Origin of the sequence: Fischerella thermalis PCC 7521 (assembly GCF_000317225.1) — a bacterium.
GTDB lineage: Bacteria > Cyanobacteriota > Cyanobacteriia > Cyanobacteriales > Nostocaceae > Fischerella > Fischerella thermalis.
In genome coordinates this window covers 17,508-34,001 of record NZ_AJLL01000103.1, presented here as the reverse complement: position 1 = coordinate 34,001, position 16,494 = coordinate 17,508, and the positions used below count along the sequence as shown (strand labels likewise).

Genomic DNA, 16,494 nt, shown 5'->3' with positions numbered 1-16,494 from the left:
TGTTTGTTGTTGGTTGGTTGGAAAATCCAAACAACCACCAACTATCAACAAACAACCAGTATTTATTCTTCCTCTTCCATCGACTCGCGGCTTAAGGATTCGTAGGTTGGACGTGGAGGTGTACGACGGGCACTATTGTCTGCCATTAAATCAACTTCTACGTCTACGGTACTGCCATCTGTTTGGGTTTCCACCTTGTGGACGGCAATATCCAATCCTAGAGATTGCAATTCTCGCATTAGGACTTTGAAAGATTCTGGTGTTCCCGGTCGAGGAATGGCTTTGCCTTTGACGATCGCATTTAGTGCTTCATTGCGTCCTTGCATATCGTCAGATTTGACTGTCAGCAATTCCTGCAATGTGTAAGCTGCACCAAAGGCTTCCAATGCCCACACTTCCATTTCTCCAAACCGCTGACCACCTTGCTGGGCCTTACCACCCAAAGGCTGCTGGGTAACTAAGGAGTATGGACCAGTAGAACGAGCATGGATTTTATCGTCTACTAGGTGTACCAGTTTCAGCATGTAAGCCACACCTACTGTTACTGGTCGGTCGAAGGGTTCACCAGTGCGGCCGTCATATACCATAATTTTGCCTGGGTCATCTGGGTTAAATACCCAGTTTTTGCCAGTTTCATCCCGTGCTTCTTGTAATTTGCCATGCACAATGGTGCGGGATGCTTCTTCACCGTACATTTCGTCAAAGGGCGTAATCTTAAACCGCACTCCCATGACGTGACCAGCCCAACCCAAAAGACACTCAAATACCTGTCCAACGTTCATTCGGCTAGGTACACCCAAGGGGTTGAGGACAATATCTACTGGTGAACCATCAGGCAAATAGGGCATGTCTTCTATTGGAAGTATCTTGGAAATAATCCCTTTGTTGCCGTGACGTCCTGCCATTTTGTCGCCGACTTGGATTTTCCGCTTCTGGGCTACATACACCCGCACCACCATGTTGGCTCCCGGCGGTAGTTCATCGCCTTGTTCGCGGGTGAAGATCCGCACGTCTACGACGCGTCCTTTTTCACCATTGGGTACGCGTAGGGAATTGTCTCGCACATCCCGCGCTTTTTCACCAAAGATTGCCCGCAGTAGTTTTTCTTCTGGTGGTTGGTCTGATTCACCTTTGGGAGTGACTTTACCGACGAGAATATCTCCAGCTTCTACCCACGCACCGATGCGGATGATTCCCTGTTCATCTAAATTTCGTAGGGCATCTTCACCGACGTTGGGAATTTCTCTGGTGATTTCTTCGGGCCCCAGTTTTGTCTGTCTAGCCTCAATTTCATATTTTTCAATGTGAATTGAGGTATAAACATCATCCTGTACTAATCTTTCGGAAATCAAAATTGCGTCTTCGTAGTTATAGCCTTCCCAAGGCATATAGGCGACGATGATGTTTTGTCCTAGTGCCAATTCTCCACCTTCGGTAGAGGAACCGTCTGCTAGCACCTGACCAGCAACAACCCGTTCACCGACGCGGACGAGGGGTTTTTGGTTCAGACATGTGTCTTGGTTGGAGCGCTGGTACTTGGACAAGATGTACTCGATTTCAGCAGGGGGTTTGGCGTTTTCCTCACCTGGACGTACCCGTGGACGTACCCGGATCTTGGTCGCATCGACGTAGGTGACATCACCGTCGGTACGCGAGACAATTACCATCCCGGAGTCTCTGGCTCCCTGTGCTTCTAAGCCTGTCCCTACCAATGGACGCTCTGGCTTGAGCAGGGGTACTGCTTGACGTTGCATGTTTGACCCCATGAGAGCGCGGTTAGCGTCGTCATGCTCCAAGAAGGGAATCATGCTCGTAGCTACCGACACAATTTGTACGGGGGAGACTGCTATATAGTCTACTTGTTCTGGAGTTGTAGTGGAGAATTCCTGACGATAGCGTACAGGTACTTCTGGCCCTATCAGATGACCATTTTCATCTATGGGAGCATCTCCAGCCGCTACCCGGAAATCGTCTTCTTCGTCGGCAGTCATGTAAACTGGTGGCAAATCATATCTGACGCGCCCATTTTCCACTGGTCGGAAGGGCGTTTCTAGGAAGCCGTATTGGTTCACCCGGGCATGGGTTGCCAAGGAACCAATCAAACCAGCGTTGGGACCTTCTGGTGTTTCAATGGGACAAATACGTCCGTAGTGGGAGGGGTGAATATCACGGACGGCAAAACCAGCACGCTCGCGAGTCAAACCACCGGGTCCCAGGGCAGAAAGACGACGTTTGTGTGTCAATTCTGCTAAGGGGTTGGTTTGATCCATGAACTGCGACAACTGGCTGGAGCCAAAGAATTCTTTAATTGCTGCTACCAAAGGCTTGGGGTTAACTAAGGAAGCTGGAGTGAGAACTTCAGCATCGGATACAGTCATCCTCTCCCGAATAATCCGCTCCAAACGGTTTAAACCAACCCGGACTTGGTTTTGTAGTAATTCACCGACGCTTCTAACTCGCCGATTTCCGAGGTGATCAATGTCGTCTATGCTACCAATGTCGTATTCCAGGTTAATGAGGTAATCGACCGCCGCCAAGATATCTTGGGGGGTGAGTACCCGCATGGTTTCTGGTACTTGCAGACGCAGTTTTTTGTTGAGTTTGTAGCGTCCTACACGCCCTAAGTCATAGCGCTTGGGATCAAAAAAGCGAGAGTCGAGGAGTTGCTGTCCACCTAAGACGGTAGGTGGCTCACCCGGACGCAGTTTGCGATATAGTTCCATCAGGGCTTCTTCTTCAGAAAATTGCCCTTCTTTTTCGATGGTTTTCTGAAAATATTCGGGGTGACGCAGAGCATCAAAGATTTCGTTATCTGACAATCCCAAGGCTTTTAATAGTACTTGGGCCGACAATTTGCGGGTTTTGTCAATGCGTACCCACACTAAGTCGTTACGGTCTGTTTCAAATTTCAGCCAAGCTCCCCGGTTAGGAATTAAACTAGCTGAATAAGTACGCCTGCCGTTTTTATCGATTTCTGATTTGTAGTAAACTCCTGGCGATCGCACGATCTGGTTGACAATCACTCGCTCAGCACCGTTAATAATAAACGTGCCGCGCTCTGTCATCAGAGGCAAATCTCCAATAAATACTTCTTGCTCCTTAATTTCTCCTGTTTCTTTGTTAATCAAACGTGTGGGTACGTACATTTGCACAGCGTAAGTGCTATCCCGCCGCTTGGCTTCGTCAACGTCGTACTTTGGTTCCTTCAGTTTGTAATTCTGACCTAAAAAGTGCAGCTCAAGTTTGCCGGTGTAGTCAGTAATCGGACTAAAGGAGTTAAGTTCTTCTATGAGCCCTTCCTCTAAAAACCAGCGAAAACTAGAACGCTGGATTTCAATCAAGTCGGGCAACAAAAAGGCGGGTTCCATTATTGTGTCGTTAGTCATGCCTCTACCTTTGTCAACCTGGTTAAACTTTTTGGTGTGTGGGAACTTCTCCTTACACCACCTGCAAAGTGCAGGTGTAGGCAAACGGAGCAATTAAACCTGGAAAGAGCAATTTTGGCAATAGGGAATTTGCTCCTTTTGCTGGATTTCTAAAAACAGAAGATGGTTCAGCTTTGCCCGAATGTATTTTGCTCTTTTCACTTCCCCTCCAAAAACCGCGCTATTGATCATACGCAGTTCTTTTGACTGTTGCCTTTGTAAACTGTCGGTTTTTTCAACCCAGAGCGATGATATCCTAGTACTGAGCAAATAATTTTCTCAGCCTAGCGCTTGTCTGTATAGCTTGAGGTTGGCGGATAATTCTCACAGAAAATTTCGTTTATAAATTTCTATAACTTTAATGCTTGAGCCAAAACCTAGCTCTACCTAAACAGGAAATTAGGTGGTTATGGGCTTTTGCTTCATCTATGGAGCTTAGGAGGATGGTCGAGTGATATAGTAGTAGTACAACAAAAGCCGAAAAATTTATAATTTGCCTCCTTAAACATTATGGCGCAACTAAATATTTTTTGGAGGGTACAATAATATCATAATTTTTGTCCCCTATAATTTTCTTTTCCAGAAGATAGTTCCAGAAAATACACATAATTACGTTTTATATATTCGCTTATAGTGTCAAATTGAATAGATTACAGGCATTTTTGGTAGTCATAGCTGCGATCGCTTCAGTTGTTTCTCCTCGGAGGCGGGCTATTTGTTCAGCCACGTAGCGAACATAGGCGGGCTCATTACGCTTTTCACCCCGCTTTGGAACTGGTGCGAGAAAAGGACAGTCTGTTTCAATTAACAGGCGATCGCTTCTCACCATTGCAGCAGATGCTTGAATCTGTTTAGCATTTTTAAAGGTAACAGTCCCGCTAAAGCTGATGTAAAAGCCTAGGTCTAGAAACCATTGAGTTTCCTCTGGCGTTCCGCCCCAGCAGTGCATTACACCTCGTACACTCTCGCCTTTGAGATTTTTCCACTTTTGCAGTACGTCCCTGACTTCTGCCGTAGCGTTACGGCAGTGGATAATCACTGGTAGGTTGAGTTCAGTAGCTATCCTTAACTGCGCTTCAAATACCATGCATTGCTGTTCATAATTATCAGCTTTATAAAAATCTAGCCCTGTTTCCCCGATAGCTACTACTCTAGGGCCAGACTGAGCTAAATATTTAATCTCATCTGGTGTTTGCTGATTCCATTTGTCTGCATCTAAAGGATGCAACCCCACAGCAATGCTAATTTCGGGAAACTGATGAGCTAGAGCAGCAATGCTAGAAAATTCCGTTGGCTCGACACAGGAGTGTATTAAACGCACTACACCTGCTTGTTGCCATCGTGATCGCACTTTTTCTATATCTGCCTGGAAAACGTCAAAGTTTATATGAACGTGGGTATCGATTAGCTGCATTGTTTATTTATTTAGTCAAGAGTCCGTAGTCAAGAGTCCATAGTCAAAAGTTGAGTGACAATTGACTACTGACAATTGACAATTGACTATTATTATGCAGTGGCCGCTGGCTGTGTGTAAGCTTTTAACCTTTGAGCTAGTCTAGATTTTTTTCTCGCCCCATTGTTGGGATGAAGGACGCCTCGCTTCACAGCTTTATCAATTTTGCTATAGGCTTCCGACATCCGAGCTTGGACTTCTTGCTGTAATTCAGGGGTTGGGTTTGCTGCATAGGTTTCTACCGCAGCAAAGTATTTTTTCATCAGCGTCTTCACAGCTGATTTATAAGCTTTATTGCGTAAACGATTGCGCTCTGCGATTTTGGCGCGCTTGAGAGCAGACTTTGTATTCGCCACAGTCAGTTCCAGAAAGATTATAAATATGTACACACACTACTAGACTTACTAATATAGCATCCAAAACGCCAATGTTATGATTTCTGAGAAAAAGTCAGGTTTTGGTATTGGAGTCTACATTAGTTGATGGTTGTTAGTGGTTAGTGGTCAAAAGTCATTTGTCAAAAGTCATTCACTCCCCACACTCCTCATACTCTCCCTTGTTACCCCACATTTGCTTTTCCCCGATTCCCGATCTCTGCTCACCTACTCCAGATTTTTGGCGCTTTTGGTGCTTTTGAAGCTAAACCCGTCTTCATAATTTTTCATCATCAAGAGCGATCGTTCTCTGCTAACAGTAGTCACACAATCCCATACTGTGAATTAAGTCTCAGGATTCTTTAGTAATTTTTGTGGAACATACTGTTCCTGAGGTCTAACTCTTTTAACATTTATCAGTAGAGCAAAATTTTCTACAATAACATGGCTTTAAAAATTATCGAAAATTTCGATAGCAGTTTCACTCTTGAACCACAAGCGAAAGAGAATCTATTTAAATTATTAACTAGTGAAGCATTTTTGAATCAAATTTGCCAAAACTTGGAGTGTGAACAAGTAGAATTTACAGAATTGCTTTTTCAGCCAGTTCCTTACAGTATAGCTACTCCCAAAGGAATGCCAGCTGAATTTGAAAAATACCATGAATCGGAGGAGTACGTCATTATCAACGTTCCGCCTAACTTCATGTTCACAGCCAAGATTTTTAAACCTAGTCGGCTTTGTGCTGTTTATAAGAAATTAGGGATTGGGGATTAGGGAAAAAGGGGAAATACCAACTACTAACTACTAACGTACAGACGCGATGTTCTTGGCGTCTCTACTGACTAACCACTAACCACCAACCACTAACTCAATTTTATGACTACAGACACAAATATTCCTGCTTTAGCGAATTTAGAATACATTCCTTACATTGACGATAACGGACAATTACCTGAATATTTACAAGGAAAAATCGGAGTTTATGCAATTTTTGACCAACAAAAAACGCTGCAATTTGTGGGGTATTCTCGTGATGTTTATCTCAGCCTTAAGCAACACATTGTGCGTCAGCCACAACAATGTTACTGGGTAAAAGTCCAAACGATTGAACGTCCCAGCCGTGCGGTATTAGAAAATATTGAAAAGGCTTGGATAGAAGAAAATGGTTGTGTGCCTGTGGGTAACAGCAATGAAAAGGGAAAATGGACACAGCCAATAGATGCGAAAGCAGTAATGACCGCTGAAGAACAAGCAAATTACGAAAACCCTGTTAATGATGAAATAGCTAAAATGAAAATTCTTAAAAATGTAGCGCGGCGAGTCGAGGCGGAAATTTTAAAGGTATTAGAGGTACGTGGCTTGCAAATGCAAATTCGATTTAATCCCAAGTTGAAGGAAGAAGGATTGTTGGATTTGAAATAAATCTACTTCTATCAAAGATTAAAAAGAGGAGCTAGGTCAAGAAGAAATCCGGGTAGTACAGTTTCTCCTGATAAAGTAGTCGGAGTTTGTTCAGAAAAGTAAAGGGTTTCTACATCCTGATTTGGGCGGTAAATTTCCACTAGGGGAGTTTGGTGATCAATTAACCAACCTAAGCGAAGTCCATTGTTTAGGTAATCGTGCATTTTGCTTTGCAATTTTGGCAAGTTATCTGTTTGGGAACGTAGTTCGATCGCAAAGTCTGGACAAAGAGGGGGAAAGCCTCGTCTGTCTTCAATAGACAAAGCTTCCCATCTTTCCCGACGTACCCAAGAAACATCAGAGGAACGCTTTGCACCATTAGGCAATTTAAAGATGGTGGAGGAGTCAAAAACATAACCTAGCTTTGTCTGGCGGTTCCACAAACTTACTTGTAAGTTCAGTTCGGAATTTCTAATCCCACTTTCTCCACCAGTTGGTGGCATAATGATTAATTCTCCTTCAGCTGTTAGCTCCATGCGCCATTCTTCATTCGCCATACACAGATGATAAAATTGCTCATCTGTGAGAGCCACACTAGGAGGAACATTTAGGGTGATAGTTTCCATACACTAAAACCAAAGTGTCCTTGGCTGTACTTTGTCCAAAGAGCGTCAATAGTGCGTAAATCTTGACAAGGAAACTCTTTAATATGTTCTTTTTTCAGCCAGCCTTTCTTTTCTTGATCGCTAACCTTGAGGATCAAATTGCCAGACAACTTGAGAAAATTTACACATCGCGCTAGTCTTCTTTAATTGTGACTGCACACTGTCAACTCAGGCGATGACAAATCAATCTTCCCCGCAAATCCCTTCTTGCACTTGGAGTCGTCCCATTGGTTTAGGTTGGGACAAGCCTTATACTGTTCGCTATGCTAGCAACATTGATGATGGGCCTTGGCACGGAATGCCCTTAGGTGGTTTTGGTGCAGGTTGTATTGGTCGTTCTTCGCGGGGAGATTTTAATCTGTGGCATATTGATGGTGGCGAACACGTCTTTAAAAATATCCCTGGTTGTCAATTTAGTGTATTTGAACGTACTGGAGCAGGAACTCAGGCATATGCTTTATGTACACAACCACCTGAAGATGGGAGTTTAGCTGCTTGGCAGTGGTACCCAACAATTAAAAATGAAGAAGGTATCACTGGAACTTATCATGCCCTTTATCCGCGCAGTTGGTTTGTTTATGAACAGGTGTATAAAACCCAGTTAACCTGTGAACAATTTTCTCCGATCTGGGCAAATAATTACCAAGAAACTAGCTACCCTGTGGCAATTTTTGTGTGGAAAGCACACAATCCCACCAACGCATCTATTGCTTTGAGCATAATGCTCACTTGGGAAAATATGGTAGGTTGGTTTACTAATGCCTTGAAATCCCCAGAGGTAAAAATGCGGGATGATGGTAGTCCGGTTTATGAGTACCAGCCACCCTTAGGCGAAAGTAAAGATAATTTTAATCAACTAGTTGAAAATAGTGAACATATTGGTTGTGTTCTGGGTCGGGTTGGCGTGGATCAACCTATCCAAGAGGGAGAAGGACAGTGGTGCATTGCTACTCGCAAACATCCCAAACTAGAAATTTTTTATCATAGCCGTTGGCAGCCTAGAGGCACGGGCGAGGATGTGTGGCAAAGTTTTGCTCAAGATGGCTCCTTACCAAACTATCTAGATCATACCTCAGCAGTTGAGGGTGAACAAATTGCAGCTGCGCTTGCTGTGCGTTTTACTCTACAGCCAGGGGAAACACTAGAGATCCCTTTTGTTTTAACTTGGGATTTCCCGGTGACAGAATTTGCGGCCGGCATCAATTACTACCGCAGATATACAGACTTTTTTGGTAATGATGGCAAGAATGCGTGGGCGATCGCATTAATAGCACTAAAACAATACCAGGCTTGGCAAGCACAAATTCAAGCATGGCAGAAACCCATTCTTGAGCGTGCAGATTTACCAGACTGGTTTAAGATGGCCTTATTTAATGAGCTTTACGACCTTTCTGCTGGTGGTACTCTCTGGAGTGCAGCAACTGAGCGTGATCCCATTGGTCAGTTTGCAGTGTTGGAGTGCCTAGACTACCGTTGGTATGAAAGTTTGGATGTCCGGCTTTATGGCTCTTTTGCTCTATTGATGCTGTTTCCAGAATTAGAGAAGGCGGTCATGCGTGCGTTTGCCCGCGCAATTCCAGTGAGCGATCAAACTACTCGTGTAATTGGCTACTACTACACAGTCGGTGCGGAAAGTCCCTTTGCTATCCGAAAGGTTGCAGGAGCAACACCTCATGATTTAGGCGCACCTAATGAACATGTTTGGGAGAAGACGAATTATACCAGCTACCAAGATTGTAATTTGTGGAAGGATTTAGGTTGTGATTTCGTTTTGCAGGTATACCGCGATTTTCTTTTCACTGGTGCTGATGATATTACATTTCTAGCAGAATGCTGGAATGCCATTGTAGAAACCCTCGACTATCTAAAAACTTTTGACATAGATAACGATGGGATTCCGGAAAATTCTGGTGCGCCTGATCAAACTTTTGATGATTGGCGACTACAGGGAGTGAGTGCTTATTGTGGTGGATTGTGGTTAGCAGCATTAGAAGCTGCGATCGCAATTTGTGATGTTTTGATAACAAACCGCAGAGATACAGATAACGCCGAAAATTTTCTTGGCGATCTTGGCGACTTGGCGGTTCAAAAATCTATCTACGAAACTTGGTTACAACAATCTCGCCCCATTTATGAAGCAAAACTCTGGAATGGTCAATATTATCGACTAGATAGCGAAAGTGGTTCGGATGTGGTGATGGCAGACCAATTGTGTGGTCAGTTCTATGCCCGTTTGTTGGGATTACCTGATATTGTAAAGCGCGATCGCGCTTTGTCGGCATTGAAAACCGTTTACAACGCTTGTTTCCTGAAGTTTCATCATGGTCAGTTTGGTGCTGCTAATGGTCTGCGTCCTGATGGTTCACCAGAAAACCCCCAAGCTACCCATCCTTTAGAAGTATGGACGGGGATCAATTTTGGTTTAGCGGCTTTCATGGTGCAGATGGGTATGAAAGACGAAGCAATGAAATTGACAGAAACTGTAGTTAGGCAAATTTACGAAAATGGATTGCAATTCCGCACACCAGAAGCAATTACTGCTGTCGGTACTTTCCGCGCTAGTACTTATCTGCGGGCAATGGCAATTTGGGCAATTTATTTGATGATTGGTTAGTTGTTGCTGGTTGATTGTTAGTGGTTAGTGGTTGGTTTGTCTTCCTTGTCTCCCTCGTCTTTCTTGTCCTTCTTCCAGTTCGCGATCCCAATCCCTGATCCCCATCTTTTTTGATCATGAAGACAAAAAATCCGGTTTTGATTGTAATTGCTTGTAATTGACTAATATGAATTCTCCAAAAAAATGCAACTAACTTATGGATGCATGGTTACTTGCTAAGACCACTATGTATTGCATTCTCCTGGAGCAATGGTAATATAATGGTTTTTTGGTCTGTTGTGACAGATACAAGACATGAAGCCCTATAAACAAATGACAGGGCTGGAGCCATTAATGCCAACAATTCAGTTTGATGTTTTTAAGCACAACCTCATCCTTTTAAGGAATGATTTGCCAGAGTTGTAATACTGTATACAAGTGCTTAAAAGCACAAATAAAGGAGACACAAGATGGAAAATATGGATTAAAAGCTTAGTAAAACTTTGGTAAATCGCCAAAAAAATCTTGACTAAAGTTATCAAAATTCTATAAAAATGCATTAAAGAGGTGGTTAACAGCCTAGTGAAAAACTAAATAAAGTTTAGTGATTGACCTGTTATTAGACAAACTTTCTTTCTCAAAAAACTACTCAAAAAAACTGAAAAAAGTAATTAAGAACACAAAAAATCGGGCTTTGCAAAAGCTCAAGCTTCCTTTATGAAATCAAATCCACTAACATTGGCTGCCTCAGCAGGTATTTTATCAGCTTACTCAGGCATTAGAGATTAAGACATGAACTCGTATTCGTCGTTAGGGGTTAACAGAGAGCCTGTTTATACAAAAAATCAGAAATTTTCAATCCCAAAACAGACTATCCTTAAGCTTTTGAGGATAGCCGCAGAAGACACAACCCTCGCATCCGACTTTCATCAAATTTGGGTTTTGCGTGAATTTCAGTTAGGGGATGAGTTGGCGGAGTTAGCGATCGCAGGAGAAACAGAAAATCAAAATAATCTTCTTTTTTTAGTTTGCCAAGGTCGAGTGCGGCTGCTGGGATTTGATCCAAAATTGAAACGGGAGGTATCTACTCAGTTGCTAATAGCAGAGCAAACCTTTGGAGTAGACCATTTATTCCACAATCAGCCTTTTAGGTATCGAGCAGTCGCAGCTAGTGCTGGTTTAGTTGCATCAATACATGTAGATGACCTGAAACAGTGGTTAAAACGACTACCTAATTTGCAACGCTATTTGCAAAAGATAACCTGTGAGCGACAAACTTTGATTTTTTTCAAAACCGCCACAGAATTACGTTCACATACCAGCCATTCTTTACGCCAGCTTTTACCTTACTTGGAACAAGCTAGCGTCAGTGCTGGTTCTACCCTGGCAGAAGCGACCCCTCCATCAAAAGGACGCTTTTGGCTGCGGAGTGGAAAAATTTTGAGTGCCACGCTAGAAAATCAGCCACCACAAGTAGGAGAAAGCTGGGGATACCCCGATGCTACAATCCCAGATTGGGTTGCCAAAACGGATCTACTAGTATACCACCTACCTCAACAATATGAAGAATTAGCTAGCACAATTGCACCGGAAATTTTTCTCCACAAGCAACAGAAAGAAGACACGGGGACGCAGGGAGAAGGGGGATACGGGGAGAAGGAGGAGAAGGAGGAAAAGGGGGACAAGGAAGACAAGGGGGACACGACGGCTGTGTCTTCTGAAAATACCTATGCAGAGATGAATTTGCTACCACCGAGGGAACAGCGCTGGTCGGTCAGCAAACTCTGGCGTCGCTATCCTTTTATCCAGCAACAGAGTTCATCTGATTGTGGTGCTGCGTGTTTGGCGATGATTAGCCTCTACTGGGGTAAGCGTTTCAGCCTGAATAAGTTACGAAACCTAGCGCAGACAGACCGGATGGGGGCTTCGCTTTCGTCTTTAGCGGATGCGGCAGAAACCTTAGGTTATGATGCTTTACCAGTTAGAGCTTCTTTGAGCAAATTAGAGTTACAACCTAATCCTTGGATTGCTCATTGGCAAGGGATTCACTACGTGGTTGTTTGGCGAGTCAAAGGCGATCGCGTATTGCTCTGTGATCCCGCAATTGGCAAGCGATCGCTTTTGCGTCCAGAGTTTGAAGCTAACTGGACAGGATATGCTCTGCTATTATTCCCAACCAAACACTTAGACGCTCAACAGAACGAAAAAGTTTCCTTACGAGAATTTTGGCACGCTTTTTGGCATCACCGCGAATTACTTGGGCAAATCGTTCTAGCGTCAGTACTATTAACAGTGTTTGGTTTAGCAGCACCTTTAATTACTCAGGTTGTACTTGACCAAGTTCTGCCTTATAAAAGTTCTCTGACTCTAAATATCTTCGCCTTCGGTTTTCTATTTTTTGGCATTTGGCGGATTATCGTCCAAGCAGTGCGCCAATACTTGCTGGACTATTTTTCCAACCGCATGGATTTGACGTTACTAGGCGGTTTTATTAGCCGTACCCTGCGCTTACCATTGCAGTTTTTTGCATCCCGTCAACCAGGAGACATTATTACTCGTATTCAAGAAAACCGCAAAATTCAACTATTTTTCACCAAGCAAGCGCTTAGTACAACCCTAGATGCGGTCATGGTGATTGTTTACTTGGGATTGATGGCATATTACAACTTACGCTTGACTCTCATTGTCTTGCTTTTAATTCTACCCATTGTGATTGTGACTAATGCAACTAGCCCACTTCTCAAAGATGCGTCACGAGAACTTAACCAAAAATCGGCGGTGCAATATTCCACAATCCTAGAAATTGTCACTGGTGTAGCCACAGTTAAAACAGCTGCTGCTGAACGTCCAATGCGCTGGCGTTGGGAGGAAAGTTTTACCAACACCGTCCAAACAAGATTTCGGGGTCAGAAGTTGGCTAATAATTTACAGCTAGCAACTAGTTTGATCAATCATCTGGGGATCACTTTTTTACTATGGTACGGGGCAATGCTAGTGATGGGCAACCAGATGTCAATTGGTCAATTTGTTGCTTTTAATATGCTGATTGGCAGTACAATCAACCCTGTTTTAGCACTGGTGAAGTTGTGGGATGAGTTACAAGAGATATTGATTTGTGCTGAACGTTTAGATGATATCCTTACAACCCAACCAGAAGAAAATAGCCAACAACCACAAATGGTTTTACCTCCGATTCGAGGTGATATCCAGTTTGAACGGGTTTGTTTTCGTTACAATGCCAATGCAGAACGCAACACCTTGCACAATATTTCCTTTCAAATCAAAGCAGGACAGACTGTAGGAATTGTTGGTACTAACGGTTCTGGTAAAAGTACTTTAGTGAATTTACTGGCAGGTTTGTATCGTCCCCATAGCGGACGTATTTTAATTGATGGGCATAATATTGCTGAGGTTTCTCCCCAGTCGTTGCGTGGTCAATTAGGGGTTGTACCGCAAGATATTTTTCTATTTGCTGGCAGCATTTTGGAAAATATCACACTGTTTAATTCAGAGATTTCCCTAGAAGAAGCGATCGCCGCCGCTAAAGTTGCAGATGCACACACTTTTATCCAAGCCTTACCTCTAGGTTACAACACCCGTGTGGGTGAGGGAGGGATAATGCTTGCTGATGACCAGCGCCAAAAAATAGCGATCGCCCGCGCCCTAGTTAGAAATCCACCTATCCTAATTCTAGATGAAGTTACTAGTTGCCTGGATAACACCTCAAATCTAGCTCATTTGCGTCCCTCCAGCAACACTTCCACTCATGAAGCATGTACCACTATCTTCTTTGTTGCCCGTCATCTTTCTAGCATTCGCCATGCTGACCACATTTTGGTTTTAGACCGAGGTATCCTCATTGAGCAAGGCAATCATCAACAATTAATGACAATTCAGGGTCTTTATTACCACTTATTTCAACAACAACTACGTCTGTAATCGCACCTATATCAATGAATTGGAGTGCAGAAAAGATGCAAATAAATTTTTCAAATACTGAGGGATACCAATAGCGACTAATTTTCTTTGTAGTTGCTGTACTTCATAATTTTGCACAGCGTTAACCGCTACATTTGTTCTGCGAAAAAATTGTTGTAGTAATTGTTTTTGATTGATAGATGTATTGCTAAAAGTGCCTTAAACATAATACCATAAAAAGGTAAAAAACACAACTATTTATTTACAGCAAAGTATTTATTTTCAAGTAAAATTAACAGCAGTTTTACTATAAATTTGCAATAGAATGCTAATCTGAAAACAATTTCAGGTAAGCTTTTTGTCGTAAGTACAAACAAGATTATCTTGCTATAACAGTAAAAGCTATTATTATTTTTCCTGCCACGTAAACATCAACAACATCACATGTGCGTATTTCTATTTATTGAAAACTCATCAATAAAGTTCATAGTGAAATTCATAATTTTTGAAAAAATCAAAGTCAAAAATAAATAGTAGGTGAGGGGCGAAACCCCTAATGTATTTAACACTGATGGACAAAATCTGAGTTGTATAATAATTAGTTAGATAGGGAAAAATATTGACTACACCGAACGGAAAGAAATGAAAAATCAGCAGATGACATTCATGAAAAAAAATAGTATAAGTACGAATGTTGCCCTTGAAAATCAAGCATGAATATTTTTTTCTTTGCTCTTGTAGAATCCCAGCAGCTTCACTTAAACATCTCCTAATTTTTAGTATAAAAAACTACGTAACATGTCCAGGGGAAAGTAATTAAATTAGGAGTGAGCCAAATATTCAAGAGGGCAAAACTACATCTACTAAGAGCCAAACGGAGACTTTTTCCTACCATTCAACAAAGATGACTCAAGGTAAATTTTTGCCTCAGTCACTGCCTTATCAAACCTAAAACTCATAGTCAGGTTTCCGATTTTAGGTCAGCTCATGGACAGAATCATCAGGTCAAATGCAGTCGAAACCTCAAGTCAATCAGGGAGTTTAGAAATTAACTTACAGGATGTGCATCCCTGCTACGCTCTAACACCTGAAATGGCATCAATTTACGGAGGTAGTGTTGCTTCACCAGGAGCAGTTTTCTCAGAACTACCTACAATCCAGACAGGAATTACAAGTACAAGTAATTATTACTCTACATCTTTGCAAAAAGTATTAGAACAACGCCCTTCTATTGTTCCTCATCTAATTTTGTTGGGCGGTCTAGTTTTTTTTGCAACTGTATTAGTTTGGGTCTGTACTGGAAAGATACAACAAGTCAGCCAAGTTCAAGGAAAAGTTGCACCATCACAACAGCTTTATCAACTTCAACCACAAGAGTTGGGTAAAGTAGTGAAGATTACCGAAACTCAAAATTTGCTCAACAAAAGCCAAGTACAGTTAAAGTCAAAATCTCTGTACGCACCTATAGATGGGGTTGTGTCCTCTTTAAATATCCGTAGTACTGGCGAGGAAGTTAAACCTAAGCAAATTATTGCAGAAATTGCTCCAATTCATGCGTCTGGGGTTTTGTTGCTCATACTACCCTCCCAAAAAGCAGCATTTGTTGATAAAGGAGATTTGGTAGAAATCAAGCTCAATTTTGATTCCCAGCGTCTAAATGTTGCTAAAACGCAAAAGCAGAGTATTCCTAGCTATAGAAATAACAACATTCTCTCAGGAAGAGTTGTTTCAGTCTCCAGGAATGCTCAAACAGATAAAAGATTAGGTTGGGTGCGTTGGGTAGAAATAGCTTTGGATAGCAATCAAACTGTCAACTTCACACCCGGACAAGTAGTCACAGCCGAAATCATTCACCATCGCCGTATTGCTGATATGTTCCTCAGACCTATGAAGGAATTGCAAAACAGCGAAAGCGATTGATAAATCTTGCTTGGGTCACTCTTCACCACAAAAACTAACAAACTTATTTATTCTATACAGGACAACAGCACCATGAACCAAAATATATCTAGCGCTACTAGCAACTTTGAGAAGACTCTTAACCCAGAACAATTTGATCAGTTAGTTGAAGCCATTCTTGCAGGTAAGTATTCCTGGGCTTGTGTCTTAATACTACGGTTTGCTGGCTACAATCCTTTACATTACATTCCTTACCGCACCTACAACCGATTAATCAAAGAAAACTCGCAACTCAAAAGAGTTAATCAACAGCGCAAGGAAAATCTCAAAGTCGCCAAACTTCCCTCCGAGAAAAAATCTGATAGCAATCCCTCACAAAGTTGCTTAAGTAAAATCAAGGATCTGGCTTATCTAGAAGTAGTGGGTAAACAAAAAAGAGAAATTCGTGGTGGTCATCAAAACCAGTGGCTAGGAACACAAATTCGCGAATACCAATCAATGCAAGCGGAACTCAAACCAGAAAGTAATCAAGATTTGTCATTCAAATTTTGTGAAATCAACTAAGATATCTTTTGGGTCAATAAAGCCAGAAATATACTGGGTTGAGTTTCACATCACCTGCCATACTAGTTAGTAATTTATGGTATGGCAGAATGATTAAATCAGTGGACATTTATCAGTTATCAAATTTAGAAAGTGGTCTGGGGTTATTAGATTGATTTAGGTAAAAAAAGAAGAAATACCCTGTTTTAGATTCCGTAAC

11 protein-coding genes are annotated in these 16,494 nt (G+C 42.3%); 6 read left to right on the top strand and 5 right to left on the bottom strand.

Annotated features, from left to right (window positions below):
* Positions 1-62: 62 nt before the first annotated feature.
* The 3 genes from rpoB to rpsT all read right to left on the bottom strand — a co-directional run bounded on the left by rpoB (position 63) and on the right by rpsT (position 5,234).
* Entirely contained in the window at positions 63-3,386 is a 3,324-nt protein-coding gene (gene rpoB, locus UYK_RS0122430) for a DNA-directed RNA polymerase subunit beta (RefSeq protein WP_026086561.1), read from the bottom strand.
* Positions 3,387-4,053: 667 nt separating this feature from the next.
* Positions 4,054-4,839 (bottom strand): TatD family hydrolase, encoded by a 786-nt coding sequence (locus UYK_RS0122425; RefSeq protein WP_009456874.1) that lies wholly within the window; start codon positions 4,837-4,839, stop codon positions 4,054-4,056.
* A 92-nt stretch (positions 4,840-4,931) separates the two neighbouring features.
* A complete protein-coding gene (gene rpsT / locus UYK_RS0122420) occupies positions 4,932-5,234 on the bottom strand; it encodes a 30S ribosomal protein S20 (RefSeq protein WP_009456876.1) in 303 nt (100 codons plus the stop codon).
* A gap of 462 nt (positions 5,235-5,696) precedes the next feature.
* Here rpsT and UYK_RS0122415 point away from each other — a divergent pair, with 462 nt between their 5' ends.
* Both UYK_RS0122415 and UYK_RS0122410 read left to right on the top strand, forming a co-directional pair.
* Complete coding sequence (locus UYK_RS0122415) at positions 5,697-6,029, top strand: hypothetical protein (protein ID WP_009456878.1); 333 nt, start codon at positions 5,697-5,699, stop codon at positions 6,027-6,029.
* 102 nt (positions 6,030-6,131) lie between these two features.
* Complete coding sequence (locus UYK_RS0122410; RefSeq protein ID WP_009456880.1) at positions 6,132-6,677, top strand: GIY-YIG nuclease family protein; 546 nt, start codon at positions 6,132-6,134, stop codon at positions 6,675-6,677.
* Between the two features lie 11 nt (positions 6,678-6,688).
* On the opposite strand, the gene UYK_RS0122405 is transcribed toward UYK_RS0122410, so the two are convergent.
* Positions 6,689-7,282: a Uma2 family endonuclease gene (locus UYK_RS0122405; RefSeq protein WP_009456882.1), complete on the bottom strand. Its 594-nt coding sequence runs from the start codon at positions 7,280-7,282 to the stop codon at positions 6,689-6,691.
* On the bottom strand, positions 7,264-7,419 hold the full coding sequence (locus UYK_RS25450; protein WP_235182375.1) for a GUN4 domain-containing protein: 156 nt from the start codon (positions 7,417-7,419) through the stop codon (positions 7,264-7,266). Before UYK_RS25450 ends, UYK_RS0122405 begins: the two co-directional genes overlap by 19 nt.
* A gap of 77 nt (positions 7,420-7,496) precedes the next feature.
* Between UYK_RS25450 and UYK_RS0122400 the strand changes: the two genes are divergently transcribed.
* The 4 genes from UYK_RS0122400 to UYK_RS0122385 all read left to right on the top strand — a co-directional run bounded on the left by UYK_RS0122400 (position 7,497) and on the right by UYK_RS0122385 (position 16,295).
* A complete protein-coding gene (locus UYK_RS0122400) occupies positions 7,497-9,935 on the top strand; it encodes a GH116 family glycosyl hydrolase (RefSeq protein WP_009456884.1) in 2,439 nt (812 codons plus the stop codon).
* 771 nt (positions 9,936-10,706) lie between these two features.
* On the top strand, positions 10,707-13,853 hold the full coding sequence (locus tag UYK_RS0122395) for a cysteine peptidase family C39 domain-containing protein (RefSeq protein WP_026086560.1): 3,147 nt from the start codon (positions 10,707-10,709) through the stop codon (positions 13,851-13,853).
* 966 nt (positions 13,854-14,819) lie between these two features.
* Positions 14,820-15,752, top strand: coding sequence for an HlyD family secretion protein (locus tag UYK_RS0122390; RefSeq protein ID WP_009456888.1), 933 nt, complete (start codon positions 14,820-14,822; stop codon positions 15,750-15,752).
* Positions 15,753-15,824: 72 nt separating this feature from the next.
* A complete protein-coding gene (locus UYK_RS0122385; protein WP_016872196.1) occupies positions 15,825-16,295 on the top strand; it encodes a HetP family heterocyst commitment protein in 471 nt (156 codons plus the stop codon).
* The last annotated feature ends 199 nt before the right edge of the window (positions 16,296-16,494 follow it).